The sequence below is a fragment of the Microcoleus sp. D3_18a_C4 genome (assembly GCF_036702415.1).
Taxonomy (GTDB): Bacteria; Cyanobacteriota; Cyanobacteriia; order Cyanobacteriales; family Microcoleaceae; genus Microcoleus.
On sequence record NZ_JAUBTI010000015.1, the window covers coordinates 68,451 to 94,688 of the forward strand.

The window sequence follows — 26,238 nt, forward strand, 5'->3', positions numbered from 1 at the left end:
AATCTTCAATAATTTAAAAGATTCTCAACTAGGTTTCCACAAAATTTAGGGTTTGTCAAGTCATGCTCCACCCTGTTAAATAACAATGTGCTATTCAATGCTTATCTGAAATTATATTTACTTATTAATCAATTTTTAGGAAAAGCTTGAGAATGTGGAAATTTGTTGGTAAATTATGGGCTAGAGTATTGCGGTTAAGGCATTTTGGAACCTAGCCCTGCCCGACTCCGAACATTGACAGCACCCAGGAGAGCGACGTAGACGCCCCCAAAAGAAATGCTGAGGGGTAGCCTCTAGTCGCAATCTCAAAATTAAATAATGAAAATTAATTGCAAGAGTCTTGAACAGGGTGACAGTCTTCTTATAGGATGGGTAGGTTCATCATTGATAGCAAGCTCAACCCGCAGTTGGTAGCTTGTTTCGGGTTATGTCGGGGAGCCAGCGAGGATGTTGCCATCCATAAAGGAGAGTGAGAAGGCATGAGTTTTTCAAATATTTCGGCGACGCAAAGACAACAACAAGAAGAAGCTCTCAAAAAAGTTCTGGCGATCAGTCTGTTAGCCTCAACCTTACTGCACGGTGTCGCGCTGCCGTTGAGCCTCAAGTTCGTCAAACCTGCTGAATTTGCAGAGGATGCAATTGAAATTGTTGTGCTTGATGAGCCCAAAGTAGAGGAAACCGAGCCAGAGCCGACTATTCCAGAAAAGGCATCTCCCCCGCCTGACACGTTCAAACCAGAACCGCCACCAGAGCCAGCTCCCGCAGAGGAGCCACCGGTAGCGACAACGCCCCCGCCGATTCCAGAGGAGCCACCGGTAGCGGCAACGCCACCGCCGATTCCAGAGGAGCCACCGGTAGCGGTAACGCCACCGCCGATTCCAGAGGAGCCACCGGTAGCGGCAACGCCACCGCCGATTCCAGAGGAGCCACCGGTAGCGGTAACGCCACCACCGATTCCAGAGGAGCCACCGGTAGCGGTAACGCCACCACCAGAGATTAAGAAAGAGCTGCCATTAACGGAAACTTCGCCACCAACTCCTATCGAGCCTTCCCCCCCACCTCAACAGGATTTCAATTCCCCAGAAACTCCTAAAACCCCGATCGCCAAGGAACCCGAAACCCCCTCGCCCGATCCTCCAAAAAGCGAACCACCCGTTACCGCCTCCCGCCCCAAGGGTGCTGAAAGTTCCACAGACTTTACAAAAGATGCTGGAAATCCCAACTCCTCCGACAGCCCTGAAAAAAATAACCCGCTCTCCTCGTCTGCTTCGGCGGGTAGCGGGGAGCCTTCTGATGAGCCATTAAATCCTTCTTCCGGGCCCATACAGCGATCGCCCGCGGCGGGCTCGCCAGTCACAGCTACTAGGCCAGGAGGCGGTGGTAACTCTGGAAATGCGATCGGCGATCTCACAAACCCCTCCTCCTCTGATAGCCCCGGAGGAAGTTCGTCGAACTCACCATCCGGTGCCAGCAAAAATGGCGACATACCTTCTGATGAGCCATTTGCGGCTGGTTCGGGGCGATCGCCCCGAACACCTGCGGCTCGGTCGCCAGTCACGGCCACCAGGCCAGGAGGCGGGGGAAATTCTGGAAGTGCGATCCCAGATGTAGGAAACCTCCCCTCCTCTGGTAGCCCGGTCGGAAGTGGGTCGAACTCATCACCCGGTGGAGGTGGAAATGGCGGCGGGGGTTCGTCAGGGCCATTTGGCAGCGGTTCGGGGCCGATGCCAAAACAGACAAATCCAGTCCGAGGGGGGAGTCCTTCGCGCCCGAACGGCGCGCCTCTGGTCACTTGCATTAGTGGCTGCGGTAAACCTGAATATCCGATCGCAGCCAGAGAAGAAGGACGCCAAGGCCAAGTGGAACTCATTTGTGACATTGACCCCAATGGTAAGACATCCAACATCAAGATATTGACTCCTAGCAAATACAACGACTTGAATCGCGCCGCGATGAAACAAGTACAAGAAAGGAAATATGCGCCATCAGAGAGTGGCATTTCAGGAGAAAGAATAGTCATTATCTTCCGGCTCGATGACTAGGGATTTTTTTGAAACTCTAGCAATTTGGCTGGGGATTCTATAGCACCCTCCAAGGAATAGCAAAGTTAAAAGTTGAATTTTTTGTGAATTATGAATTTGGGAATGTCGTCAGCAATATTAAGTAAACTTCAGCGAGTTGGACTCGCTCTCTTACTTGGTTCCAACTTGGGAATGGCTTTATTGTTTGCCAACCCTCACAGCGCATTGGCAGGAGTAATTACTTTACCCGATGGCGGACGTTGCGAGGGAGAATTGAGTGAGGGCAAACTCAGCGGCCCCGGCATCTGTCAATATGCCAACGGCGATCGCTACGAAGGCCAATTTCTCAACGGCAAACCTCACGGTCAAGGCATTTATACCTTTAAAGAAGAAGGTCGATACCAAGGAGAATTTGCCTTGGGTGAATTCAACGGTCAAGGTGTCCGGGAATTTGCTAACGGCAACCGCTACGAAGGAACTTTCAAAAACGGTGAGTTCGATGGTACAGGCACTTTTACCTCAACTAACGGCATTCGTTACGAAGGCTCTTTCACGAGTGGTTCCCCTAGCGGTCGAGGGGCTTTTACCTTCACTAATGGTACTCGTTGCGAAGGAGATATTAAAGAAGGAAAAGTTAACGGCAAAGGCGTCTGTGAATATGCTAATAAGAACCGCTACGAAGGAGAGTTGCTGAATAACTTGCCTCACGGACAGGGAATTTATACCTTTGCTGAAGGAGGTCGTTATGAGGGGCAATTTAGTGAAGGGCAGTTTCACGGTAAAGGGGTTCGCGAATATCCGAACGGCAACCGCTATGAAGGAGAGTTTGTCAAGGGCAACACTCAAGGTCAGGGGTTGTTTACTTTTAAAGAAGGGGGACGTTATCAAGGGCCGTTTGACAATGGAGAATTTAGTGGTGAAGGTGTCCGTGAGTTCGCCAATGGAAATAGCTATAAAGGCACTTTTGTCAAGGGTAAGATGAGCGGGAAAGGAGTTTACATTTTTGCGAATGGCGATCGCTGCGAAGGCGAATTTAGCGATGGTCAGTTCAACGGCAAAGGTACTTGCATTTACGCCAATGGCGATCGCTATCAAGGTGAATTCCTCAACGGGCAAAAACACGGGCAAGGTTCTTATCTATATGCAGATGGAACGAAGGTAGAGGGAAATTGGCAACAGGGGCAGCTCCAAAAATAATTGTTTTTCCTTTGACGCGCCACTCTCCTTCTGAAAAAGCAGTGAACCAATTTTAAGAGAATTGGGCTAGGTTTTTATTCCCTTTGGATCTCAAGCGGAGTTAGATACCCTGCTAGCCCCAGGGCTGTTTCATTCTCGCGGGCGATCGCGTCTAACTCTCGATAAGTCAAACTGGCGGTTTCAGTTTTTCCGTCTAACAGAAATGTATATTTCTGCTCTGGTTGGTGTAATGCTCTGTTTTGTAGGAGTTCTACTAAATTGGTACAACTTTCGGTGAGTTGGTTTCCCTGAATGCTTGCGTCACTCATCGATTCTTTTTACCTATAAATCTTGTTTGCAGTACGCCAACCAGTTGGGTCAAATTCTTTCCACATAGACTTTCTGTGAACAGTTGTTGGGCGTTACGACTCTGGCATCAGCGCGTTTGAGTCTTCAATCCGGGTATGAGCGCTTGTTTTCACGTTTTGTTGTCGATCGGGCTGTTCGGCTGCAGGCTCCGGGGCGATTTCAGTCCGAGCCAGCTTCGATATCAGCTTCAGGGGCTTTACGGCTATCGACTTTAAGCATATTAGGCTAGATGACATTTATTATCAAGAGTTGTCAACAAAGTTGTTGACTCTTCTCGTTTCCTATATGACAATCTTTTCTAACTCTGGTCATAGCATTTTAGGCGGGCGTTTGTCTGGTTCTGACCATCAACCATAATAGGCACCTGGTGTGCAACTAGTATAAGGGGTGACACCCCCTATCTAAAAATGCAATAATTTTTCATTAGTTAACTCTTGACAGATGCAAGTGCTCTGTTATCTAATTAAGGCACTTTCTCATTAAGCGCCCCGCGATTACTTCCTTTAACCGAAGAAGCTGCCAACCGTGGGCGATCGTCCAGAGCGCCACCGGACTGAGGCTTTCGCCCTCACGCGCCTCCTGTATTCCCAGACAAAGGCCACTAGCGACGGGAGAATCGGATCGAACTGCGCCCGACAACTGGGCCGGATCTTCCGCAGGTCAGTTTCAAGAGGCACACAAGAGCAGCAACGCTGCCACAAATCATGTTGTGCAAGCAACGCAAACCACATATCCGAAGTTCCATTAATTGTTGATTCAAGAGTAATGAATAGATCGCAGAAATTATTAAATAGCCTTGGGCTGGCAGGAGTCGTGTCGGCGTTAGTCGCTGGGCCGGCGTGCGCTTCCAACATCGCGCAGGTGACGGGCGTTCGCCTCAACCCCACGTCAGAAGGCATTGAAATCATCCTAGACACTGAAGATGGAAGACCCCTGCAAGTCTTCAGCGCCAGCTTTGGCGAAACTTTACAAGCTGATGTCATCACCGCTCAACTGCGACTACCGGGGGGAAATGAGTTTCGTCAAGACAAGCCTGCTGCCGGAATTGCTTCTGTCACCGTTACTCCTTTAGATAACAACAGCATCCGAATCAAAGTCGTTGGCGAGAGGGGTCAACCAGTGGCACAGGTGATTCCTAACGCTGCGGGTCTGATTCTCAGCTTAAAACCCACCTCGGAGATGACTGCTCGCCCGTCTGCACCTGCTCCTACAACACAGGCACCAGGTACACCCGGAGAACCCTTGCCGCCGACAGGGCAGTCGGTAGAGATACCCGCAGAACCCTTACCGCCTACAGCGCAGCCACCTGGGACACCAGGAGAACCCTTACCGCCTACAGCGCAGCCACCTGGGACGCCCCCAGAACCCTTACCGCCTACAGCGCAGCCACCTGGGATACCCCCAGAACCCTTGCCGCCTACAGCGCAGCCACCGGGGACACCCCCAGAACCCTTGTCGCCTACAGCGCAGCCACCAGGCACACCACAGGCGGGGAGAGACCCGATTGAAATTGTCGTCACTGCAACACGAACCTCAGAAAGAGTGACAAACGTGCCGCGCTCTATAACGGTGATAGACTCAGAAGAACTTCGGCAGCAGGTAGGGCCATCGAGAGATATCGGGGAAGCTCTGGCAAATCAGGTTCCCGGTTTCGCGCCCCCGAATCAAACTACTGCCACTTATGGACAAACTTTGCGGGGTCGCGACGTTTCTGTTCTGATTGACGGCGTGCCGCAAACGACCAATCTTCAATCTTTTGTCAGAGATTTTAGAAACATCGATCCCAGTGCGATCGAGCGCATTGAAGTAGTGCGGGGGTCTACCGCAATCTACGGCGCTCAGGCTACAGGTGGCGTGATTAATATTATTACTCGTCGGCCAACTGAGGAAAGGCTAACTGCTGTGACTGAAGTGGGCGTCAGTAGCGCTTTAACAAACACAGAAGATGCTTTAGGCTTTAACGCTCAGCATACGATGTCTGGTCGAAGTGGCAATTTCGATATGACCGGCACTGTCTCGCTCGCCAGAAGTGGAGCTTTTTACGATGCCCAAGGCGATCGCATTCCCTTTTTTGAACTCGGCGGAGATAGCAGCACCCTCTTCAACGTCATGGGCAAAGTCGGGGTAGATTTGGACACCCAACAGCGGCTGCAACTAACTGTCAATCACTATCGGGAAACTCAAGATCCCAATGTGCTCGGAGACTCTAGCGTTGACGACCAGGAAGGACGGCAAAAAGCCCGCGCCATCCGAACCGGAAATTTGGATATCGCCGGGGAAACACCGGGAAATAGGAATACACTCCTCAACCTAAGTTACACCAACCAAAACCTTTTTGGCAGCAGCCTTCAAAGTCAAATTTACTATCGAACGCATTCCAATGTAGGTGTTCCTTCAGATTACCGCACGTCCGATTTCTTTGGGCCGTTTGTCGGTGTTACTCGTTCGCGCACCAACACCGAACAAATAGGAGGAAGGCTGGCGATCACCACTCCTTTATCGCGTGCCGAAAATCTTCGATTAACTTGGGGTTCTGACTATGTTACTGAAGATAGCAGACAGCGTTTCGACCTGTACGACACGGAGAGATTTGACGCAAGTGGGGGCCGGGTTTACCGGAAAATCTCCGAGCGTCCTTTCGTTCCTCCTTACACTTATGACAGCCTTGGCCTTTTCGGTCAATTGGAATGGAATATTGACGATATCGTCATTCTAAGTGGCGGGATACGTCACGAACGCGCCGGGTTAAACGTCAATGATTATACCACTTTTAACGAGCGCCAGATCGAAGGAGGCGATCGCAAATTTAACGCCACCCTATTTAATACAGGGGCTGTCTATAAAATTAATGACAACTTCAACATATTTGGCAACTTTTCTCAAGGTTTCTCAGTTCCAGATTTCGGCCGCATCCTCCGCCAACCCCCCGACAATTTTGTCGGAATTGAATCTTCGTTAGAAGTAACTCAACCGCAAAAAGTCAACAACTACGAAATTGGCATTCGAGGAGGGTGGCGAGCGGTGCAAATGTCGCTTGCCGCTTTTTACAATACCTCGGATCTAGGAATCAGTTTTCAACCAGTTGGCAACACAGGCCGCCTGGAACTCATCCGCGCCCCAGAACGCATTTACGGCTTAGAAGGGACTGTGGATTGGCAACCTGGACGAGCATGGTCGATCGGCGGGACTGCTACTTATATTCAAGGCGAATATGAGGAGGACAACCGTTACATCGCGATCGATAGCAGCCGAATTCCACCGCTCAAGCTAACAGCTTATGTTCAAAACGAAACTTTGCCGGGATGGAACAATCGTTTACAGTTATTATATTCTGGAAATCGCGATCGGGCCTTCAAAGACGGCTCGGATGGCGGCCCGATTAGCAGCTATCTCACACTGGATTACGTCAGCGCGGTTAAAATTGGCTCTGGGCTGCTACAAGTCAAAGTCGAGAATTTATTGAATAATCAATATTTTCCCGTGCTCTCCCAATACTTAGCTGGATTTGGCTCGGACACCTCTAATTATGCAGGCAGAGGTTTGACTCTCAGTGTTAATTACCGCCTTAACTGGTAATTACAGCAGATTGCAGGTTTAGGAGGTAGATTCAATATCCCCCGTAGGGACACTCCAAGAACCCATTGGTGTCAATTTAACGTCAAACCGACAGTCCGGCAGGGGTTTAAACCCCTGCCTCAAAGCTAAAGTCCTCTAAAAGAGGACTGAAGGACTCATACCAAATCCGGGTTAAAAACCCCTTTATTGCTGGAGAGGGGGAGAGGGGGAAAAATTAGCTCGCCAGTTCAAAAAGGGGGTGAGTAACCCGGATTTAGTATCATTAGTCCTCTTGAGAGGACTTTAGCTATTAGACAGGGGTTTCAACCCCTGGCGGACTCGCGGGCCCACTAACGGACTTGAATGAGAACAGTTAACGGCTTTGAGAAAAATTTCGAGATGAAGTTCCGCAAACTCGCATTCAAACTGCACTTGTATTTGGGGTTGGTGGTAGGAATATTTCTAGCAGTAATTGCTTTAACCGGCAGCTTGCTGGTTTTCGGCCCCGAAATCGAGCGGTTCTTCAATCCCCAACTCCTGCAAGTAATTCCTCAAGCCGAACGCATACCGCTGGAAAATGTCCTGCAAATTGTCCAAAAAGCTTATCCGCAAAATCAAGCTCTTAGTATTTTGCTGCCGCGAGCAGCGAAGGAAGTTTGCCAAGTTTCGATGCTTTCAAAGAGTGAGGAAGTAGTTAGCGTTTATGTCAATCCTTACAGCGGAGAAATTAAAGGTGCGCGCCTTTGGAAAGACAGTTTTACAGGTTTTATTTTGACGTTACACGCAGAATTAGCGGGAGGAGAACTCGGTCATTTTTTTGTAGGCATTTGCGGTCTAGTAATGCTAGGACTAACTTTTACTGGCTTGGTATTGTGGACGGGTTGGCGCAATTTGGCTCGCGGATTCTCTATTAATTGGAAAGCTCACTGGCAGCGGACTGTATTTGATTTACATAACGTTTCTGGCATTGTATCGGTCGCTTTTCTCATACTAATTTCCGCTACAGGGACAGCGATAATTTTTTACGCGCCGGTTGAATCGACTCTGTATTGGCTAACGAATGAAAAGCCACAGCCAGCATTGACTTCTCATCCCCACTCTAGCAGTTCGAGGCAAAACCTTGATGAAATATTACACCAAGTTAATACCGTTTGGCCGGAAGCTACAACCACTTTTATTTCTCTGCCTTTGACGCCTGAAGCAATTTTTAAAGTACGGAAAAAATTTCCCAACGAGCCGCACCCAAACGGGGTTAGCACCATTTATATAGACCAATACAGCGGCAAAATATTGCAGGCTGACAGTGTAAATTCAGCTTCTGTAGCAAATCGAATTCTCAGCTCGCTTTATCCGCTACATATTGGCAGCTATGGCGGAATTTACTTGCGACTGGCACACGCGATCGCAGGATTAGCAGCGTTTGTACTGTTTGTTACGGGTGTACTGATGTGGCGACAGCGGCATTTGGTGAAATTTTACCGCAATCAGGCGAGACAGCAATATGAAGAATTATCTCCACTTAGCCAGCAATGGCCTTGGTTTTAATGAGAGCGGCGTGGGATTTTATGCGGGTCTCATTCTCCTGCCTAAAAACCCCTAGCCTCGGAATTTTAAATCCTATTAATCGCGTATTTCATGCAAAAATTTATGCAACTCTGGCTGGGACAAACTGCTTCGATGATTGGCAGTGCTATGTCCGCGTTTGCGCTGACTGTTTGGATTTGGGAGTCCACAAGTCAAGCGACGGCTTTGGCTTTGTTGATGTTTATGAACAAGGTGATACATCAATTAGGAAAGTAGCCGCCAGATTTGATGTAAGTAAACGGTTTTTCTTCACGGGGTGACAATGCCGTCAAAACGTCCGTATCATCAGGGACATAGCCCTCAAACCCCTCTGAAAAAATGGTAGCTTGTTCCGTCTTATTGCCATTAATTCCTCAATCATTTTTTCACAACATTCTATTCCTATTACCCAAAAATGACCATACAATCCCATCCAAAAACTACTATGTCGGCGTATAGTTCGCGGTTCTTCTTTGATGCGCCCCACATATTTTTGAATACCCATTTTTTTAGTTGTCTTTGGAAACAATTTTGGTAAAATGGAGGTAACATTGTATATAGATGGGGTTGCTTATAAAATTTACCCCATCTTTTTTTACCATAAATCGGTCTAACCTTTGTTAGCTATGGGTCAAGACGGGGTTGTCACCCCCTGAACTATCTGCCTTCATCTGCGTTCATCTGGGGTTTCCTTCTTGCATCAAAGATTTAGGCAAGAAGTTTAATGAAAAAAAAGGAAGGGGAAAAAAGGTTTATATAGCAATCCTAAATGATTATACTCGTTACCAGGCTCTGCCTGGTAACGCATATCCGGAGGAAGAGCCTCCATTGTCGCAGCCGAGGCAGAGCAAGAGTGACATCGGTTCCCAGGCAGAGCTTGGGAACCAGTTAACCAGTTATTGAAACTGATTTAGGATTGCTATAGTAAGGAATTTAGTCATTAAAAAGGTAAAGGATCTGGTTCTGACGGTAAGAGGCTTACGCCAGTATAAGCTGATTGGAGTCGATCAAAAATGTATTCAAAAGCTTCTTCAAAGTGTCTGGGTTCATCAATGAGAATCTTGAATTCGTGACCCCAAGGATAAACGGTGACAATGAAATTGTCAATAACTTTGTTAACACTCAAAGATATTTCGACTGTTTCGCGATCGCCATTTTGGGGATTTTCTGGATTTTCGCAAACATCGATCGCACCATCAAAATACAGAATGCCATTGTCATCAAACTTCTGATTTTGGTTGTGAATCGGGCATTCCAAATAATCGCTCATTTGCTTGATAAAAATTTCACTAAAATCCTGACAAGCTTCGCAGGATTCGCGGTATGCTTGCCGGGATGCTGCGTAAGCTTTGCAAAGTTCCTCAAATTTAGACATAGAAATTACCAGTGTTAACTGCCCAACATATCAAGTGTGAGAGCGCAATCGCAATATTTTCAACAAGGTGTTGAATTGATCGGGTAAAGGTGCGATCGCCTCTATTAATTCTCCTGTTACGGGATGCTGCAATGTCAGCCGCCATGCGTGGAGGGCTTGTCCGGTTAAATTGACGCCGATGGAACGGTTGGAACTGTACATCGGGTCGCCGACAATGGGATGTTTTATCTCCGCTGTATGCACGCGAATTTGATGGGTGCGGCCGGTTTCTAATTGATAGTGCATTAAGCAATAGTTGCCGATTCTTTCTTTGATTGTCCAGTGAGTAACTGCGGGGCGACCGCCTTTTTCTACTGGTACTACCGCCATTTTTTTGCGGTCTGTGGGATGCCGCCCGATGGGTAGGTCTATTGTGCCTGTTTCGGTGTTGGGAGTCCCGTAAACTATGCCTAAATACTCGCGGCGGGCCGTTTTGGTTTTGAGTTGGGCTTGCAGGTGTTGGTGGGCTATGTCGGTTTTGGCGATCGCGATCGCACCTGTTGTATCTTTGTCTAATCTGTGAACGATTCCCGGCCGCTGAACTCCGCCTATTTCTGCTAGGGGACAGTGGGCTAAGAGGGCGTTGACTAATGTACCGTCTGCGTGTCCGGCGGCTGGGTGGACGACTAATCCCGCTGGTTTGTTGATGATAATTAGGCTGTCGTCTTCGTACAGGATGTCTAGGGGAATTGCTTCGGCCTGCAACTTTGTGGGCTGGGTTTCAGGTAAAGTGAGGTGGATGCGATCGCCCGTTTTTACTGATATTTTTTTCGATGTGCAGGTTTCGTCGTTGACTTTGACGTTACCTTGTGATATTAGGGTTTGGATTCGCGATCGGGATAAGTCCGGTATCTGGTTTGACAGCCAAATATCTAATCGCTGATTGACATTACTGCGATCGAATTCCTCTGTATTTTCTACTGTGTAAATCTGTGCCGCAGTGTCTGTTTCTATCATTTACTTTCTTTGGTAATCGGTAATCGCTAATTTAAAATCGATCGATTTGTATGCAGTACATATCTTGTAGGGGTGGGTTTCACCCATAATAATTGCCTAAAACCAATAATCTCGTAAACCCGCCCCCACGAACACGGTAAATCGAAATCTACATCTTTCAAGATACAAGAGACTGGTTTCACCGACAATTATCGCAGTGGCCGCACTGCATAGATTTCGCCTCATTTGCAAACCCAAAAGCTTGCAGCAAAAATTGCCACCTGCACTCGCGATGTTTCAAATATTTTACCATTTCTTCCGCTGCGGTAAAGTTTGATTTTTCCGCTTTTTGCTGGGGAGATTTATTGATCGCATAATTAAAAGGATCTTGCCATGTTAATTGTCCGCTGCTGTGCAAGATTGAAAGGGCGATCGCACTTTCGGGAAATTCGCGGGAAACAGCTTCTATATCGCCTTTAACTGGCAGTTTTTTTGCTAATTGCTGAGCTTCTCGGTATTGCGATCGCAATTTATCTTGAAAAAATTGCCCTCTTTGTTTATCTTCGGAATAAAGCAAACCCGTCGGTTCGCTAATCAGTGTCAGGGCGATCGCCGGTTTGCCGTCGCGTCCGCCTCTACCAATTTCCTGAATGTATTCCGATAATAGCAAAGGTGCTTGATAATGAACAACCCACCGGACATCGGGCTTGTTAATTCCCATCCCAAATGCTGAGGTACAAGTCACGAACTTAAGCTCATTGTTCAGCCAAGCTTTTTCTATTTTTCGTCGTGATTCTGGACTTAAACCTGCATGATATGCTGCTGTTTCATAACCTGCTTCTTTCAACAAATCTGCCAAGTTCTCGCTATCTTTTCTAGTGCGGACATAGACTAAACCTGCTTGTTTTGGTCGAGCTTTAATAAAATTTAATAACTGCTGCTTGCGTCCTCTCGGCGTCCAGACTGTCTGCACTTGCAGGTGTAGATTAGAACGGTAGGGACTTAGCAGAAATGCTTCGGGCTTTTGCAGTTGCAAGACATTTTTGATTGTTTGCTGTGCTTCCGGGTTGGCGGTAGCGGTAAAAGCTGCGATCGCAATTTTACTATTTGCTGGTTTAGCTTTCAACAAAGCCGGCCGCACTGTTCCCAAACGGCGGTAAGCTGGTCGAAAAGTATCACCCCACTGCACTAAACAGTGAGCTTCATCTAATATTAAACCGTTGATTGGGATGTGCGGCTGACTGATAATTTCCCAAACAGGTTTGCTGAGTAATGTTTCGGGAGACAGGTACAGCAATCTTAATTTGTTTTGTTGCAGCGACTGCATAGTTTGTCGGCGCTGCTGTGTTGGCAATTGACTGTGGAGGAGGGAAGCGGGAAGATTGCGATCGCGCAATTCTTGCACTTGATTTTCCATCAGTGCGACTAACGGCGAAACTACCAAAGTTAAGCCTGTTTGCAACAAAGCTGGCAGTTGAAAGCAGATGGATTTGCCACCACCTGTCGGCATAATTATAATTGTATCTTTTCCGGCTAATAAACTACCGACGATTTCTCCTTGCGGCGGTCGGAAGTCGTCGTATCCCCAAATTTTTTGGAAGGCGGCGCGGGCTTGATTTAATGTTAGTTCTGGTTTAAAGTTCATTTGACTCAGTTAAAAAACTTGTATGGTTTCGCCACAACTAACGAATTTTTGGCAAATTCGGATCTTTTCGACAAGTCGAGAGTGGTAATTGTTCACCACCTTGTATCGTGGTAATTCTCATTCGATTTCTATCTGTCACCACATTTAAACAAGCACAGCCATATCCATAATTAACATTAGTTTTAACATATTCATCGTCGTTAAAAGGAGGAATAGTGTTCATTCCTCCGGCTTGATATCCCCCTTGCGCCGAGATTGTCCACTGAGCATCTTTGTCTTTGAGATACCAATTAGCAGGCGTGGGATTTATTAACCATCCGCACCTGGTTTCAGCCGCTTTTGCAGGAATAATAACCAGCGAAAAAGATGAGATAATTGCAGGTATCAACCACTTTATTTTCATAGCTTTACATCCTAATTTTTGAGCGACAATCATACAGGAATTACGCGCTTCGAGAAAAGAAACAGAAACCGGGTTTTTTAGCGAATCTGCGGGTGACAACGAAATATTGTCGCAAAAACCTGGTTTCTAACTACCTGCGCGTAAGTCCTGTCCAAAATCCAAAATCCAAAATCCCCTAAGACTCCTCGCCGTCTCGGCGGCCGAGCTCGTACACGCCGCCACCAATACAGGCGATCGTACCCATAGATACTGCCCAACCAGTGCCCAGAGACAATTCGACGCCCCAATTGCACAATCCCCCCGCAATCAAAAAGGGTACAATGCTCAACAGCGAAGCGTAAAACGCATTTTGGGCTTCTCTGGCTTGGCGGGTTCTTTCAAACTCGGCTTCCGAGGTGTAGAGGGATCTCTCGGCAAAATTCATCCAGCGGTTCAGTTGCAGGATTACCCATTCTGTGAGGGGCGACAGGCCCCAGTATAGGGCCAAAGACCACAAGGACGCACCGGCGATCGCAGTTGCGTCTATGGCAAAGCTAAAGGGAAAAATTTCAGTAAGCATTGCTTGATGTTTGTGATGAATTTGAGATTTTGGACGGCATCCAAAATCCCCGAACTTAACTATAGTGTCAAGCAAAAGCTCGATCGAATTCAACCGCAGCACGAATTTCCAATTTTTTTTATCACCCCTGGGCATTTACCCGGAAGCCTTGACACGGGTTTTGGATGGAGTAAGATACACGTTGTTATTAAACTGATTCGCGATCGCGGGTAGAGCTCAAAGCCAATCTTGCAGCGAATTGGCATAACTTACATTTTGCACCCTTCTCAGAAACGGGCAAGATGCCCGTTCCACAAAGAATGATTTTTTTGTGGGGAGTAGGGGTTGGGCCGGAAAGCCCGCCCCTGAAAGCTTTATTGACAAGGGTGCAAGATGTGAGCCTAACAGACAACGCACACTCCCACACACATTTAACTTTGAGCCGTGAAAAAAATCCTGCAAGACTCTAGAGGCCCGCTGACGGCAAAACGCTTTTTTCGTTTCAGACAGATGCTGCTGCTGGCACTTTCGATCGGCATTGTGTTGATCAGCCCTTATTTGCAGCAGCAGGTGGTCAAAGCTCAGTCAGGCTTACCAAGCAGAGTAGCGACGGGTAATTTGTGGCAAGAAGCTTCTTTTCCAGTCGAAAACTTTGAAACATACACTTCCCCCTTCGGCCCCCGTGGCGGGGATTTTCATTACGGTTTGGACTTGGCTGCCCCGGAAGGCAGCTATATCCGCAATTGGTGGGGCGGGCAAATTGTGGAAGTTTGGGAAGATGGCCGATGCGGCACTGGTATGATCGTGCGATCGGGAAATTGGGAACATATCTACTGTCACCTCAGAGGCCGAGTGCTAACGGCTAACGGCGGACGTTATTATACCGATCGCGAAGGTACTTTGCAAATTTGGCAAGGTCAAACAGTGCCTGCGGGTGCGAGAATTGCCAGAGTTGGGATGACAGGCCGCACGAGTGGGCCTCACTTGCACTGGGGATTGAAGTACGGAGGCCGCTGGGTAGACCCGGCTTTGGTTCTCCGGGAAATGTACGCGCAACAATCTTAAACAGTTGACTGTTGACTGTTGACTGTTGACTGTTATTACCAATAATATATTGTCCGGTTAAACACTTGTCATTGCGACCGTAGAGAAGCAATCGCAGAAACATTGCGATTGCTTCGTTTCACTCCCTGCGGACATATCGTAAGTGATTAGGCGGACATGAGATAACTAATGACCACTGCCAACTGCCAACTGCCAACTGCCAACTGACTCTTTACGTTGGTGCTAACTCTTTTTTTGTCAACTCGGTGTACCGCTCGACAATTTGGCGGAATTCGTCGCCGTCGATCGTTTCTTCATCCAACAACGCTTCGACAAGTTTGTCTACCAAAGCGCGGTTTTCGCGGATTATTCGGCGAGCTTCTTCGTAGCACTCAAAGGCAATTTCCCGGACTTGGCGATCGATCTTGATTGCCATGTCTTCGGAATACTCGGATCGCGAATTCCAGTTTTGGCCCAAAAACACCTCATTGTTCGGACTTTCCAAAGCCACAGGCCCCAAATCCGACATTCCATAAAGCGTTACCATCTCCCTCGCGAGACTGCTAACTTTTCTGAGATCACTACCAGCACCGGTGTCGATTTCAGCATCGCCATAAATTTCGGCCTCCGCCGCCCGTCCCCCCAAAGCTACTTTAATTCGGTTTAACAGCAAAGCCCGACTCCTTAAACCTTCGCTGTCGAGCATTTCGTCGTCGAGCACAAAGCTAGTAAAGCCTTCAATGCCACCGGAACGGGGAATAATCGTTACTTTTTCCACCGGGTCGGCATTTTTGAGCATGGTCGCGACTAGGGCGTGGCCAACTTCGTGGTATGCTGTCATCCACTTTTTCTTGCTGTCCAGCAGCGGGTTGAGGGTAAGCCCGATCGTGATCCGGTCGATCGCATCGTGAACTTCTAAGTTACTAATCGTGTCTTTGCGACGCCTCGCGGTGAGAATGGCTGCTTCGTTGAGCAAGTTTGCCAAGTCAGCACCGGAAAAGCCGGGAGTGCGACGGGCGATCGTGTCTAGGGCAACTTCTGGGTCGAGTTTTTTGTTGCGCGCGTGAACTTGCAAAATCCCCAAACGCCCTTTGTAACTGGGTAAATCTACCGTTACTTGCCGATCGAACCTGCCGGGCCGCAGCAGGGCGGTATCGAGCACGTCGGGCCGATTAGTAGCTGCAATCACAATCACGCCGCTGTTACCCTCAAACCCGTCCATTTCTGTCAGCAACTGGTTGAGAGTTTGTTCGCGTTCGTCGTTGCCGCCGCCGATACCAGCGCCGCGCTGCCTTCCTACGGCGTCTATTTCGTCGATGAAGACGATGCAGGGCGAATTTTCTTTAGCTTTCTTGAACAAGTCGCGGACGCGGGAGGCGCCAACTCCGACAAACATTTCGACAAATTCGGAACCGGAGATGCTGAAGAAGGGGACGGCCGCTTCGCCTGCGATGGCTTTTGCCAGCATTGTTTTGCCGGTGCCTGGAGGCCCAATTAACAGAACTCCTCTGGGAATTTTTGCGCCGATGGCGTTGAAGCGTTCGGGTTTTTTGAGGAAGGTTACGACTTCTTGAAGTTCTTCTTTAGCTTCTTCGATGCCTGCTACGTCGTCGAACATCACGCCGGTTTTGGCTTCCATTTGGAAACGGGCTCTGGATTTGCCGAAGTTCATGGCATTTCCTTGAGATTGGGTCGATCGGCGCAGGATTGCCATCAGCACTGCCAACACTGCAAAAATCACTAGCAAGTTTATTACTAAACTGACTGCCGCTGCGTTATCTGCTGTTTGTTTGACTTCAAAGTCAATCTTTTTGGCGCGGATTTGCGAGTACAGTTCTCGGTTGTTGTAGTCGAACAGACTAACTGATTGGGTTTGATCGCTTTTTTGATTTTTTAGCCTAACCTTGGCAGTTTTTTGAGTTTCGTCTACTTCGATTTTACTGACTTGCCCTTTTTCTATGTTGTCGATGAGTTGGCTGTAACTCATGGTGTTTGGCGCACTCTCGGCAAACACCGGGGTCGAGAGCAATATTCCTTGAGAAATCACCAAACTGCCCAGGATGCGCCAAAGATTCCGTCCTGGAATTGATTTTTTAGGATTCTGGCTCGACTTGTCTTTGTTTACAGCTAGATGCCCCAGCCATGCGTGTTTCCAAGAATTTTTCATATTGCTTTGCCCAAGGTTGAAGACTGCCAAGATTGACCGCTTGTGGTTTGCTACGTTCATTTATTTTAACAAGAGGGCGGGTGTTGAATGGGTTTATCTCTCACTGGATCTCCAGATACCCCTCTTGAGGGGGGTTTTGAATCCACGGCTTCCTCAAGAAACCGGGTTTTTTACGTAATCTGCGGGCTATAACCAAGGATTTTGCTCAAAAAACCCGGTTTCTGGGCCCCCTTCACTGAACTTACCCACGCATCCTCAAGAAACCGGGTTTTTTACGTAATCTGCGGGCTATAACCAAGGATTTTGCTCAAAAAACCCGGTTTCTGGGTTCCGTCGGTAAATCTCAAATCTCAAATCTCAAATCTCAAATCGATTGACCGAAAAGCGAGACACAAGCCCCCGGCTGTCTTACGTGGGGATAAGTCGGTAGCGGTTTCAACCGCCTTGAATATTTAGCTCGTGTTCTCTTGTATTTCTTGAAAAAACGTTCAGTCGATAACTCAAGAAAAGAGTAGAATAGGTCAAGGAGGTAAAGTAAGTGTTCAATCTGACCTACGAATTCAAACTTAAGCCCACAGTAGCACAAGTAACAATATTTGAAGATTGGCTAGAACAATGCCGTCGTGTATACAACTGGTCGCTGGCAGAGCGCAAAGATTGGTTTAAATCTCGTAGTTGTCAAATTAACGCTTGCTCAATTCGCGCTGAATATATAATTCCAGCCTCCGTACCCAGACCGACCTACGCCAGTCAGTGTAAGGGTTTAACTCAAGCTAGAGCAACTATACCAGCACTCAAAGCAGTTCAAGTGCACGTTCTGCAACAAACTCTTAAACGGCTTGAAGGCGCATTTGTAAATATGTGGGAACAAAAACACGGATTTCCTCGCTTCAAAAAAGTTGGGAAGATGCGATATGATTGTATTTCCTCAGATGGGAGTAGAACCTATCAAAAATAGTGCTGTTAAACTACCTAAGATTGGCTGGGTGCAGTTTCGCCAAAGTCGAGAAATACCAAGTGATGCAATACTAAAACAAGTGCGCGTAGTTAAGCGTGTGTCTGGCTGGTATGCAATGCTAGCTTTGCAATGGGACGTTTCAATCCCCGATATCATTCCACATGGAAACCCCGTGGGGCTTGATGTTGGCTTGACTAATTTTATTGCAACTTCGGATGGGCTTCTAATTAAACGTCCAAAGTTTTTTATTGATGCAGAACGCAAGCTTAAATTACTGCAACAGAGTGTCAGTAGAAAACGCATAGGCTCAAATAATTGGAAGAAAGCTCAGAAAAAAGTGGCACTGCTGCACGAGTACGTAGCCAACTGCCGAAAAGACTGGCATCGCAAGCTATCACACAAAATCTGCAATGATGCAGGGATGGTTTTTGTCGAGAATTTGAATCTGGTCGGGTTATCGAGAGGAATCTTGGGCAAGCATTGTTTAGATGCTGGTTTTGGTCAATTCTTCAACATTCTCGAACAAACTTGTTTTAAACGTGATGTGTACTTTCAAAAAGTAGATGCCAGAAAAACAAGTCAAATTTGTCCAAATTGCGGTACAGAAACAGGCAAAAAAGACCTATCAGAACGCACTCACAGTTGTTCAAGCTGCGGGTATATAACAGATAGAGATGTAGCCTCCGCTCAAGTAGTTTTAATTAGAGGACTTGCAGCCGTAGGGCATACGGTGAAGATGCTGGCTGAGGGTAAATTCATTGGAATCCCTGTGAAGCAAGAATCCCCCGGCTTCTAGCCGTAGGGAGTGTCAAAGTTGCCGATCGAACTTGCTATGTTAATCATACTCGTAATGAGTACGTTTTAGTAAAGCAGTTATTGTTTTTAAGCTTTATGGTAAAAATTGTCGGCATTGGTGGAAGTTTGCGGGCTGGCTCCTACAGCCAGTTAGCGTTGAATGTGGTAGCAGAACGGGCCGAGGCCCTGGGCGCGGAAGTTGAAATATTGGATTTGCGATCGCTCAATCTGCCCTTCTGCGACGGTGAGAATGATTATCTCGATTACCCGGATGTGGAAAAGCTGCGAAATGCGGTTAAGCAAGCCGACGGCTTGATTTTGGCAACGCCGGAGTATCACGGTAGCGTCAGCGGTGCTCTCAAGAATGCCCTGGATTTGATGAGTTTTGAGCATTTGGACGGGAAAGTTGCGGGTGCGATTAGCGTTTTGGGAGGGCAAGTTAACAGCAACGCACTCAACGATTTGCGCGTGATTTTGAGATGGGTGCACGCTTGGGTAATTCCCGAACAAATTGCGCTCGGACAAGCTTGGAAAGCTTTTAGTCCAGATGGTAAATTGTTGGATGAAAAACTGTCGGAAAGGTTCGACGAATTTGCTCGGAGTTTAGTAGAAAATACGCGGAAATTGCGAGGAATTTCTTAGCAGACGGCTTGCTTTCGCCAGGAGTCATTGGTAATTGGGAATTGGGAATTGGTAGTAACTAACCAATAACCAATAACTAATGACTATTGGTAATGGGTAAGGAGTAATTTGTATTGGTTATTGGCAATTGGTAATTTGTAGCAACCAACTACTGACTACTGACTAATGACTACTGACTAATGACTAATGACTAATGACTACTGACTACTGACTAATGACTACTGACTAATGACTACTGACTAATGACTACTGAGTTAAAATGGCATATCGATCATGTCTCCGAAAGGATGGGGTACGTCGATCGCCATTCTGCCGGGTTTTGACTCATATTTGTCTATCCACTTTTTGGCCAATTCCAAAGCTTCCTCCTCAGTCTTGGCATTTTGGACGGCGACGTGGCGGTTGCCGCGGCTATCCCAAACCTCGACGTAGAAGACTTTCTGGGATTGAATAATCCAACCTTTATAAGTGTCTGCTGGTTCCATAGTGAGAATCCTAAAATAATCGGGGGGGAGTTCCACAGGCGAGCTAATTGTAAATATTGCCCTGCATAAAATGAATTTTACGGGGGTTTCTATAGTATTTTTGGAAAAAAGTCAGTTTTACGGTTAACCTCATGACCCGACTCCTGAAGCAATTATTTAACTGGAGAAAATATCTCCAACCTTTAGCCGCGGCGATCGCGATCGCCCTAATCGCATCCCAGATGGCGGTATTGCCGGCATTGGCGACTGGCGTTTACGAAATGCCGGTGTTGTCGGCGGGCGATCGAACTTGGGTGTTCGACAAAGGCGACGTACTCAGCCGCAGCAGCGAAAGCAATATCAGCAGCGTGCTCGACAACCTGGAAAACAAAACAGGGAAACAAGTCCGATTTGTCACCATCCACCGCTTAGACTACGGCGAAACGACTGCAACTTTCACCGACCAACTGTTTGAACAGTGGTTTCCCACAAAAGAAGACCAGACTAATCAAATTTTACTCGTTCTCGACACTGTTACCAACAGTGCGGCAATTCGGACGGGGGAAGGGGTGAAATCCCTGCTAACCGATGAAATTGCCCAGAGTGTGGCCGGGGAAACAGTGCAAGTGCCGCTGCGGGAAGCCAATAAATACAACGAGGCATTTGCGGCTGCAAGTACGCGCATTGCAACTGTTTTGTCGGGCGAACCCGATCCGGGTGCTCCTGAAGTTGTTGACAACATTCAAGTTGAAGGCACGTTTAAAAAAGCGGAAGAAACAGACCAAGGTAATGCCACAGTTGTTGTGGTTGTGCTGTTGGTATTGGCGACAGTGATTCCGATGGTGACTTATTTCTGGTATCAAGGTTTTTCGTAATCGGTGCTGCTAAGTCCGATCGGTTGCCATTTTGTCAAGAAATTCTGGCAGGGCTGCACTAATCTTGAACGTATTCTCGATCGCTCAACAAAGCAATTTCTGCCCGTACAAATTCCCGTCCCAGATAAGCCGCGTGATCTAACATTGTCACAGGACAGGGGCGGGTTTCTTCTAGGATTTTGACACAAAGTTCTTTGGCGGTTCTGCCGGTAAAAAGTGTGGACTGAGTGCGTTCTACCTTGCCGCGGGCGGGGATGGGTTTGCCAGTTTCGGGATCGACGGCGAGGCCTCGATCGTCGATGATGTTGGTGAAATGTTTGGCACAAATTAAGCTGGTTTCGCGATCGAGATAGATGATGAAGTAGCCGCCTGGATCGAGGTCGATGTGGCGTTTGGATAGGTTGTCATCGATTGCGGTGAGATTTTCCAAGGTTTGACTCATGGTTGGTGAAAGAAAGTAGACAATAGCTGTGATTTGTTCTGCTATTTCTAGTTTAGTCGGCTGCGGGACAAGTTTGGGAGTTTTTGGGCGATCGACATTCTCGGCGATATCTGTAGGCACGGCAATGCCCTGTCCGGCGCGGGGTTTTTGTTTAAATTAGTATTGTGAACCGCAGAGAGCGCAGAGAACGCAGAGTGAAAGAAGAGAGAGAAACAAAATATGTTAGGATTGGCTGGAGTAAGATTTAGTATTAAATTATAGATGAAATTTATAGATTTGTTTTCAGGAATAGGAGGTTTCAGACAAGGGTTTGAAAAAATTGGCTTTAAATGCGTTTTTTCCTGCGAAATTAACAGCAAATGCCGAGAAGTTTACACAGGAAATTTCGGTGAAGTTCCTTTTGCCGACATCAGTAACATCAATCCCGCCGATTTAGCAGACTTTGATATTTTAGTCGCCGGGTTTCCGTGCCAACCTTTTAGCATTTGCGGCAAAAAGTTGGGTTTTGAAGATACTAGAGGCACGCTCTTTTTCGAGATTTGTAAAATTATCAAAGTCAAGCAGCCTAAAGTTATCGTTCTCGAAAATGTCAAGCACTTAATCCATCACGACAAGGGAAATACCTTAAAAGTAATTATTGCCAGTCTTGAAGATTTGGGATACAGCGTGAATTACAAAACGCTGAATGCTAAAGACTTTGGAATTCCTCAACATCGTGAAAGAATATTTATTATTGCAACTAAAGGTAAACCCTTCAATTTTTCTCGACTTAAAAGCAAGTTTCCTCCGCAACTCAGGGAATTTCTAGATGAGATAGGAGATTTTGAAATATTGGACAAATCCGAGTATACTTTAATTGAGTCTCCGAGAAAGCAAGATTCGGGACTTTTGTTTGTAGGTTACAGAAATAAAGGTACTTGGAAAACTGGCGTGAGGCCAAATACAGAACATTTATCCAGAGTTCACAGACAGCCTAATAGAATTTATTCGGTAGATGGAGTGCATCCGACAATTCCTTCGCAAGAAACATCGGGCAGGTTTTTTATCTACATTCCTGAGCAAGATATGGTGAGAAAGTTGACCCTGAAGGAATGTTACCGCCTTATGGGTTTTCCTGAAGATTTTAAAAGTTATCCTAGTGCGGGGGAAAGTTACAAGCAAATTGGGAATTCGGTTTGTGTGCCGGTGGTGGAGGCGATCGCCCAAGAAATATTAAGTCAAAATTTATTGTCAAATGAAACGAAGGAACCACAAAGACACCCAGAGTCTCGATTTCTTGAAGAAGTCAAAACTCTAGCTAACACTATTACTTAATCTGACAACTTATTTTACTATCTTGACGAAGATTCCCATACAATTCGAGACTGTCTTGCCAATAAAAGTGCAAGCTCATCAGCCCTTGGACGGTTATCTTCACGATAGGGCAAGCCTATAATACTCCCATGAGATGAAGAGTCACGTACTACATTTAGACCTAGTTCTCGAATTTTCCCTAAATCCAGGCTAGCAACTCCTTCACAATTTCTCAATGCACTCAAAGATTGCTCTATGGAAAAATTGACAGAAATACCCTGTTCGTTTATACGTTGGCGCAAATAGTAGGCGTCCGATTTGACGATCGATCTATCCCGATCTATCCATCCTTTTCGGAGAGCTCGGTAAACAAGTGTACGATCCGGTAATGTTTCCAACTCTGACGCACTCCCTGAAGATGGTTCTATCATATTTTGTTAAACCACTGCAACCAGTCAACTAATGTTGATGATGAAGCGATATCTTCGACCGCATTTTCATTGTTGGCATGGTGATAAATGTCAACTGGTTGCTCCGCACTGAATGGACAAAATAGGCGCACTGTACGCTCTGGTTCTAAGCTTGTCCAATCTAGTGTAATACTGCCTCGGTCATCTGTACCTGTTGAGGCTTTTGGAAAACTGTTTCCCATGCTATCGTATGCCTCAACAACCAATTTCATCGCTGTCCTGAAAGCATATTCAGTCGGTCTTAAAATCCCGTACTCATCCTCTTCTTCTAAATCTAAAAGCTCGATCAGACGTTCGACAGTGATTCGGAAATTTGATAAGCCGCTATTGCTAGTGCTATTAGTAATCTGTTCGTTCGCTACAGTCATAATATTCAATCCCTTTTAGGCGATCGCGCTAGTTTTATGCTAACACAGCCTAATGCTGTGAAATTATTTGACAACTTGCTGCGCTATATTTGCGAAGGTTTCCATACAATTTGAGATTGCTGTGCTAACAAATCAGCCAGCAAATCAGCCATCTCCGGGTCATCTTCAGCATAAGGTGGATCTGCTATCTCAGCGTGAGATATAGCGTCAGGAATTACATCTAAACCTAACTCGCGAATGCCACCTACCTCAAGGCGAGCAACTCCATAACAAGTTCTGAACCTTGCAGCACATTCTTCAGGAGAACAAACACTAGCAATGTTTACAGAAATACCCTGTTCATTTTTATTTTTTCGCAAATAGTAAGCTTCAGATTCAACCAGTCCAGTATCCTCATTTATCCACGGTTTGCGAAGTAAAGCCCGGTAGACAATAGCCCTCTTAGGTAGTGGTTCAAACTCTGCCTGATTACTAAATTTTTGTTCGTTCATGCTTGATTAAACCACTTTAGCCGATCGACTAATGTTGTTGCTGACATTACCTTCTCTGAACCGTGTTCATCATTTTTGCGATGATAAATGCGAACAGGTTGCTCGTCATCGTCCATAAACGGACAAAACAAGCGAACTTTACAAGCTGGATTTACACTTGTCCAAGTCAGGCTAACACCGCCTTGATTATCTGTACAAGCTGATGCTTTTGGAAAACTGCTTCCCATCATAGAATGTGCTTCTACAACCAAATTAAGTGCTGTTTTAAAAGCAAAGTCGCTGGGTTTTAAAAGGCCGTATTCATCCTCATCATCTTCGCCTTCATAAAGCTCTCCCAGACGTTTGAGAGTGATACTCAGTCCTGAGCGGCTGTAGTTGCTACCGCTATCAGTAATCTGTTCTTTCGCTACAGTCATAAGATTCAATCCCTTTTAGCCGATCGCCAATTTCATTTTAACACAGCCTCATGCTGTGCAATTTGCACTCAAAACTCCGAGCATTGACTGTCGCTCGATATTTGTATGAACACGGCAGTGCGGTGTCCAAATCCGAATATATTTGTAGGGATACAGCACTGCTGTGTCCGCGATATTTGCAAGGACACGGCACTGCCGTGTCCCTAAAGAAAACCGCCATACAACCACCAATGGATCGGAGGCAATCTTAATTCCCGACTGCAAACTTGTCTTAAGCGGGAACTTGGATTCTTTCAGTGCCGGCAAGTTCAAAGGCTGCGTGAACAGCCTTCAAAGCAGTTACTCCTTGTCCTTCATCCACAACGCAGCTAATTTTAATCTCGGAAGTGGCAATCATTTGAATGTTGATTTGCTGGCGGGAAAGCGCTTCAAACATCTTTGCCGCTACTCCCGGATGCGCTACCATCCCGGAACCGACAACGCTAACTTTGGCTATTTGTGTATCGACTGCTACTTCGCCCCATCCGAATTCTGGGGCGGCTTTTTCGAGGACTATTTTAGCAGCTTCGGCGTCAATTTGTGCGACGGTAAATGCAATGTCGCGAGTTAATATGCCGTCGATATTGTGGCAGCGCTGCGACTGAATAATCGTGTCTACGCTGATATTTTCCTCGGCTAAAAGTCCGAACAGTTTTGCTGCTACTCCGGGGCGATCGGGCAATTGGCGAATTGCTAGACGCGCTTGATTGAGATCCAACGCAACGGCGCGGACTGCGGGCGGTTTGTGGGATGATGAACGCAGCCCAACAGGGGAGTTGGCGACATCAAATGCTTTGCAGAGTTCGGCAACGGCCCGATCGCAATCTTCGGCATCGATCGCACAACTAACTTTCACCTCGGATGTAGAAATCATTTGAATGTTAATTCCCGCATCCGCTAAAGTCTTAAACATCTGCGCCGCTACCCTCGGACGACCGATCATTCCCGCACCCGCAATGCTAACTTTAGCTATTGGCCGTTCTTCTGCTTTCACTTCCGGTTCTCCCAATTCAGGGCGAGAATTCTTGCCGAGGGAGGGGATAATTGCATCTGCAACGGCGGTGGCTTGTTGCAGAGATTTTCGCGTCACGGTGAAGGCAATATCGTTAGTATTTCCTTCATGAATTGACTGAATAATTAAGTCTACATCGAGGTTTTGTTGGGCGATCGCGCCAAACAACCGCGCTGCTACACCGGGGCGATCGGGCAAACGCAGTAGCGACACCCCCGCCTGATCCAAGTCAAATTCCACCGCATCCACCGCTTTTGCGAGCTCCAAGCCCTCCAAAGGCCGGGGTTGCGGGGGTGGGGACACTACACGGGTACCGGGGGCGTCACTCCAGCTAGAAAGCACTACCAGGGGCACGCCGTAATTCTTGGCAATTTCTACCGCGCGCGGGTGGAGGACTTTTGCGCCCAAACTCGCCAATTCCAGCATTTCGTCGCAAGTGATTTCGTCCATCAATTGCGCGTCGGCAACCAAGCGCGGATCTGTAGTCAAAATTCCGGGCACGTCGGTATAAATTTCGCACCTGTCGGCCCGCAGCGCTGCAGCCAAGGCTACTGCTGTCGTGTCGGAACCGCCACGGCCCAAGGTGGTAATTTCCAATTCTCCGGCATCGGCGATGCCTTGGAAACCCGCAACAACAACAACTTTACCGCTTTTTAACTGGCTTTCAAGCCGATTCGGATCGATTCGCAAAATCCGGGCGCGGGTGTGGGCGGCTTCGGTGACAATGCCGACTTGGGCGCCTGTGAGGGAAATTGCGGGCTGTCCCATTTCCTGCAATGCCATGCTCAAAAGTGCGATCGAGACTTGTTCCCCAGTGGAGAGCAACATATCCATTTCCCGCTTGTTGGGATTTGCGGAAATTTCCTTGGCGAGTTTAACTAAACCGTCGGTGGTTTTGCCCATCGCCGAAAGTACGACAACGAGAGAGTTGCCGAGCTGTGCTGTTTTTACAACTCGTCGGGCTACTTCCAAAATGCGATCGACTGTACCAACCGAGGTTCCGCCATATTTCTGAACAATTAGTGCCATAGATTCTACACAAAGCTACAAAATACTTATCAAATAATACAAGCAGCTTCTGGATGAGAAACGATAATTTTTTAATTTTCCATACTGCAAACCGGAGAAAAGAAAAAAATATC

General features: G+C 47.1%; 24 protein-coding genes. 11 read left to right on the forward strand and 13 right to left on the reverse strand.

The genetic code is table 11. The annotated features are described in order from the left end of the window. The first annotated feature begins 479 nt into the window (after positions 1 to 479). Entirely contained in the window at positions 480 to 2,042 is a 1,563-nt protein-coding gene (locus tag QUB16_RS10275) for an energy transducer TonB (RefSeq protein ID WP_333315850.1), read from the forward strand. Between the two features lie 102 nt (positions 2,043 to 2,144). After that, the gene (locus QUB16_RS10280) at positions 2,145 to 3,218 is read left to right on the forward strand and encodes a hypothetical protein (protein WP_333315851.1); all 1,074 of its coding nucleotides are present in this window, start codon (positions 2,145 to 2,147) and stop codon (positions 3,216 to 3,218) included. A 74-nt stretch (positions 3,219 to 3,292) separates the two neighbouring features. Here QUB16_RS10280 and QUB16_RS10285 read toward each other — a convergent pair whose 3' ends face one another. Then, the gene (locus QUB16_RS10285) at positions 3,293 to 3,526 is read right to left on the reverse strand and encodes a hypothetical protein (protein ID WP_333315852.1); all 234 of its coding nucleotides are present in this window, start codon (positions 3,524 to 3,526) and stop codon (positions 3,293 to 3,295) included. An 805-nt stretch (positions 3,527 to 4,331) separates the two neighbouring features. Here QUB16_RS10285 and QUB16_RS10290 point away from each other — a divergent pair. The 3 genes from QUB16_RS10290 to QUB16_RS10300 all read left to right on the forward strand — a co-directional run bounded on the left by QUB16_RS10290 (position 4,332) and on the right by QUB16_RS10300 (position 8,921). Continuing rightward, on the forward strand, positions 4,332 to 7,142 hold the full coding sequence (locus tag QUB16_RS10290; RefSeq protein ID WP_333315853.1) for a TonB-dependent receptor domain-containing protein: 2,811 nt from the start codon (positions 4,332 to 4,334) through the stop codon (positions 7,140 to 7,142). Between the two features lie 342 nt (positions 7,143 to 7,484). Then, positions 7,485 to 8,666: a PepSY-associated TM helix domain-containing protein gene (locus QUB16_RS10295; protein WP_333315854.1), complete on the forward strand. Its 1,182-nt coding sequence runs from the start codon at positions 7,485 to 7,487 to the stop codon at positions 8,664 to 8,666. 102 nt (positions 8,667 to 8,768) lie between these two features. Beyond that, positions 8,769 to 8,921: a hypothetical protein gene (locus tag QUB16_RS10300; RefSeq protein WP_333315855.1), complete on the forward strand. Its 153-nt coding sequence runs from the start codon at positions 8,769 to 8,771 to the stop codon at positions 8,919 to 8,921. Positions 8,922 to 9,624: 703 nt separating this feature from the next. Here QUB16_RS10300 and QUB16_RS10305 read toward each other — a convergent pair. The 5 genes from QUB16_RS10305 to QUB16_RS10325 all read right to left on the reverse strand — a co-directional run bounded on the left by QUB16_RS10305 (position 9,625) and on the right by QUB16_RS10325 (position 13,641). Next, entirely contained in the window at positions 9,625 to 10,059 is a 435-nt protein-coding gene (locus QUB16_RS10305; protein WP_333315856.1) for a hypothetical protein, read from the reverse strand. A 30-nt stretch (positions 10,060 to 10,089) separates the two neighbouring features. Further along, positions 10,090 to 11,055: an RluA family pseudouridine synthase gene (locus QUB16_RS10310; protein WP_333315857.1), complete on the reverse strand. Its 966-nt coding sequence runs from the start codon at positions 11,053 to 11,055 to the stop codon at positions 10,090 to 10,092. A 178-nt stretch (positions 11,056 to 11,233) separates the two neighbouring features. Next, positions 11,234 to 12,679: an ATP-dependent DNA helicase RecQ gene (locus QUB16_RS10315; protein WP_333152438.1), complete on the reverse strand. Its 1,446-nt coding sequence runs from the start codon at positions 12,677 to 12,679 to the stop codon at positions 11,234 to 11,236. 37 nt (positions 12,680 to 12,716) lie between these two features. After that, the gene (locus QUB16_RS10320) at positions 12,717 to 13,115 is read right to left on the reverse strand and encodes a DUF4087 domain-containing protein (protein ID WP_333315858.1); all 399 of its coding nucleotides are present in this window, start codon (positions 13,113 to 13,115) and stop codon (positions 12,717 to 12,719) included. Between the two features lie 142 nt (positions 13,116 to 13,257). Further along, positions 13,258 to 13,641: a hypothetical protein gene (locus QUB16_RS10325; protein WP_333152434.1), complete on the reverse strand. Its 384-nt coding sequence runs from the start codon at positions 13,639 to 13,641 to the stop codon at positions 13,258 to 13,260. Between the two features lie 489 nt (positions 13,642 to 14,130). On the opposite strand from QUB16_RS10325, the gene QUB16_RS10330 reads away from it, so the two are divergent. Beyond that, positions 14,131 to 14,685 carry a M23 family metallopeptidase gene (locus QUB16_RS10330; protein ID WP_333315875.1) on the forward strand — a complete coding sequence of 185 codons (555 nt, stop codon included), beginning with the start codon at positions 14,131 to 14,133 and terminating at the stop codon, positions 14,683 to 14,685. Between the two features lie 211 nt (positions 14,686 to 14,896). On the opposite strand, the gene ftsH is transcribed toward QUB16_RS10330, so the two are convergent. Continuing rightward, a complete protein-coding gene (gene ftsH / locus QUB16_RS10335; protein WP_333315859.1) occupies positions 14,897 to 16,831 on the reverse strand; it encodes an ATP-dependent zinc metalloprotease FtsH in 1,935 nt (644 codons plus the stop codon). A 538-nt stretch (positions 16,832 to 17,369) separates the two neighbouring features. Between ftsH and QUB16_RS10340 the strand changes: the two genes are divergently transcribed. The 3 genes from QUB16_RS10340 to QUB16_RS10350 all read left to right on the forward strand — a co-directional run bounded on the left by QUB16_RS10340 (position 17,370) and on the right by QUB16_RS10350 (position 19,226). After that, positions 17,370 to 17,789 carry a helix-turn-helix domain-containing protein gene (locus QUB16_RS10340; protein WP_333315860.1) on the forward strand — a complete coding sequence of 140 codons (420 nt, stop codon included), beginning with the start codon at positions 17,370 to 17,372 and terminating at the stop codon, positions 17,787 to 17,789. After that, positions 17,746 to 18,585 (forward strand): transposase, encoded by an 840-nt coding sequence (locus tag QUB16_RS10345; protein WP_333315861.1) that lies wholly within the window; start codon positions 17,746 to 17,748, stop codon positions 18,583 to 18,585. The genes QUB16_RS10340 and QUB16_RS10345 overlap by 44 nt, the downstream gene beginning before the upstream one ends. Before the next feature lie 95 nt (positions 18,586 to 18,680). Beyond that, entirely contained in the window at positions 18,681 to 19,226 is a 546-nt protein-coding gene (locus tag QUB16_RS10350; protein ID WP_333315862.1) for an NADPH-dependent FMN reductase, read from the forward strand. 254 nt (positions 19,227 to 19,480) lie between these two features. Here QUB16_RS10350 and QUB16_RS10355 read toward each other — a convergent pair whose 3' ends face one another. Then, complete coding sequence (locus tag QUB16_RS10355) at positions 19,481 to 19,711, reverse strand: hypothetical protein (RefSeq protein ID WP_190734279.1); 231 nt, start codon at positions 19,709 to 19,711, stop codon at positions 19,481 to 19,483. A 131-nt stretch (positions 19,712 to 19,842) separates the two neighbouring features. Between QUB16_RS10355 and psb32 the strand changes: the two genes are divergently transcribed. Then, a complete protein-coding gene (psb32, locus tag QUB16_RS10360) occupies positions 19,843 to 20,565 on the forward strand; it encodes a photosystem II repair protein Psb32 (RefSeq protein ID WP_333315863.1) in 723 nt (240 codons plus the stop codon). A 58-nt stretch (positions 20,566 to 20,623) separates the two neighbouring features. Here the strand turns inward: psb32 and QUB16_RS10365 are convergent, their stop codons facing one another. After that, the gene (locus QUB16_RS10365) at positions 20,624 to 21,007 is read right to left on the reverse strand and encodes a DUF4346 domain-containing protein (protein ID WP_333315876.1); all 384 of its coding nucleotides are present in this window, start codon (positions 21,005 to 21,007) and stop codon (positions 20,624 to 20,626) included. A 261-nt stretch (positions 21,008 to 21,268) separates the two neighbouring features. On the opposite strand from QUB16_RS10365, the gene dcm reads away from it, so the two are divergent. After that, a complete protein-coding gene (dcm, locus tag QUB16_RS10370; RefSeq protein ID WP_333315864.1) occupies positions 21,269 to 22,321 on the forward strand; it encodes a DNA (cytosine-5-)-methyltransferase in 1,053 nt (350 codons plus the stop codon). Between the two features lie 406 nt (positions 22,322 to 22,727). Here dcm and QUB16_RS10375 read toward each other — a convergent pair whose 3' ends face one another. The 4 genes from QUB16_RS10375 to QUB16_RS10390 form a co-directional block, all read right to left on the reverse strand. Further along, positions 22,728 to 23,138: a hypothetical protein gene (locus tag QUB16_RS10375; protein WP_333315865.1), complete on the reverse strand. Its 411-nt coding sequence runs from the start codon at positions 23,136 to 23,138 to the stop codon at positions 22,728 to 22,730. An 83-nt stretch (positions 23,139 to 23,221) separates the two neighbouring features. Then, positions 23,222 to 23,629 carry a hypothetical protein gene (locus tag QUB16_RS10380; RefSeq protein ID WP_333315866.1) on the reverse strand — a complete coding sequence of 136 codons (408 nt, stop codon included), beginning with the start codon at positions 23,627 to 23,629 and terminating at the stop codon, positions 23,222 to 23,224. Then, a complete protein-coding gene (locus tag QUB16_RS10385) occupies positions 23,626 to 24,045 on the reverse strand; it encodes a hypothetical protein (RefSeq protein ID WP_333315867.1) in 420 nt (139 codons plus the stop codon). Before QUB16_RS10385 ends, QUB16_RS10380 begins: the two co-directional genes overlap by 4 nt. A 271-nt stretch (positions 24,046 to 24,316) precedes the next feature. Beyond that, positions 24,317 to 26,125, reverse strand: coding sequence for an aspartate kinase (locus QUB16_RS10390; protein ID WP_333315868.1), 1,809 nt, complete (start codon positions 26,123 to 26,125; stop codon positions 24,317 to 24,319). Positions 26,126 to 26,238: the final 113 nt, after the last annotated feature.

Excerpts from the sequence above, each read along its gene's own strand:
- QUB16_RS10325 (WP_333152434.1), bottom strand. The coding sequence starts at position 13,641 with ATGCTTACTGAAATTTTTCCCTTTAGCTTTGCCATAGACGCAACTGCG.
- QUB16_RS10385 (WP_333315867.1), bottom strand. The coding sequence starts at position 24,045 with ATGACTGTAGCGAAAGAACAGATTACTGATAGCGGTAGCAACTACAGC.
- QUB16_RS10355 (WP_190734279.1), bottom strand. The coding sequence starts at position 19,711 with ATGGAACCAGCAGACACTTATAAAGGTTGGATTATTCAATCCCAGAAA.
- QUB16_RS10365 (WP_333315876.1), bottom strand. The coding sequence starts at position 21,007 with ATGAGTCAAACCTTGGAAAATCTCACCGCAATCGATGACAACCTATCC.
- QUB16_RS10300 (WP_333315855.1), top strand. The coding sequence starts at position 8,769 with ATGCAACTCTGGCTGGGACAAACTGCTTCGATGATTGGCAGTGCTATG.
- QUB16_RS10380 (WP_333315866.1), bottom strand. The coding sequence starts at position 23,629 with ATGAACGAACAAAAATTTAGTAATCAGGCAGAGTTTGAACCACTACCT.
- QUB16_RS10390 (WP_333315868.1), bottom strand. The coding sequence starts at position 26,125 with ATGGCACTAATTGTTCAGAAATATGGCGGAACCTCGGTTGGTACAGTC.
- QUB16_RS10310 (WP_333315857.1), bottom strand. The coding sequence starts at position 11,055 with ATGATAGAAACAGACACTGCGGCACAGATTTACACAGTAGAAAATACA.
- QUB16_RS10350 (WP_333315862.1), top strand. The coding sequence starts at position 18,681 with ATGGTAAAAATTGTCGGCATTGGTGGAAGTTTGCGGGCTGGCTCCTAC.
- QUB16_RS10345 (WP_333315861.1), top strand. The coding sequence starts at position 17,746 with ATGATTGTATTTCCTCAGATGGGAGTAGAACCTATCAAAAATAGTGCT.
- QUB16_RS10280 (WP_333315851.1), top strand. The coding sequence starts at position 2,145 with ATGTCGTCAGCAATATTAAGTAAACTTCAGCGAGTTGGACTCGCTCTC.
- QUB16_RS10320 (WP_333315858.1), bottom strand. The coding sequence starts at position 13,115 with ATGATTGTCGCTCAAAAATTAGGATGTAAAGCTATGAAAATAAAGTGG.
- QUB16_RS10305 (WP_333315856.1), bottom strand. The coding sequence starts at position 10,059 with ATGTCTAAATTTGAGGAACTTTGCAAAGCTTACGCAGCATCCCGGCAA.
- QUB16_RS10375 (WP_333315865.1), bottom strand. The coding sequence starts at position 23,138 with ATGACTGTAGCGAACGAACAGATTACTAATAGCACTAGCAATAGCGGC.
- psb32 (WP_333315863.1), top strand. The coding sequence starts at position 19,843 with ATGACCCGACTCCTGAAGCAATTATTTAACTGGAGAAAATATCTCCAA.
- QUB16_RS10285 (WP_333315852.1), bottom strand. The coding sequence starts at position 3,526 with ATGAGTGACGCAAGCATTCAGGGAAACCAACTCACCGAAAGTTGTACC.
- QUB16_RS10290 (WP_333315853.1), top strand. The coding sequence starts at position 4,332 with ATGAATAGATCGCAGAAATTATTAAATAGCCTTGGGCTGGCAGGAGTC.
- QUB16_RS10275 (WP_333315850.1), top strand. The coding sequence starts at position 480 with ATGAGTTTTTCAAATATTTCGGCGACGCAAAGACAACAACAAGAAGAA.
- QUB16_RS10330 (WP_333315875.1), top strand. The coding sequence starts at position 14,131 with ATGCTGCTGCTGGCACTTTCGATCGGCATTGTGTTGATCAGCCCTTAT.
- dcm (WP_333315864.1), top strand. The coding sequence starts at position 21,269 with ATGAAATTTATAGATTTGTTTTCAGGAATAGGAGGTTTCAGACAAGGG.
- ftsH (WP_333315859.1), bottom strand. The coding sequence starts at position 16,831 with ATGAAAAATTCTTGGAAACACGCATGGCTGGGGCATCTAGCTGTAAAC.
- QUB16_RS10295 (WP_333315854.1), top strand. The coding sequence starts at position 7,485 with ATGAGAACAGTTAACGGCTTTGAGAAAAATTTCGAGATGAAGTTCCGC.
- QUB16_RS10315 (WP_333152438.1), bottom strand. The coding sequence starts at position 12,679 with ATGAACTTTAAACCAGAACTAACATTAAATCAAGCCCGCGCCGCCTTC.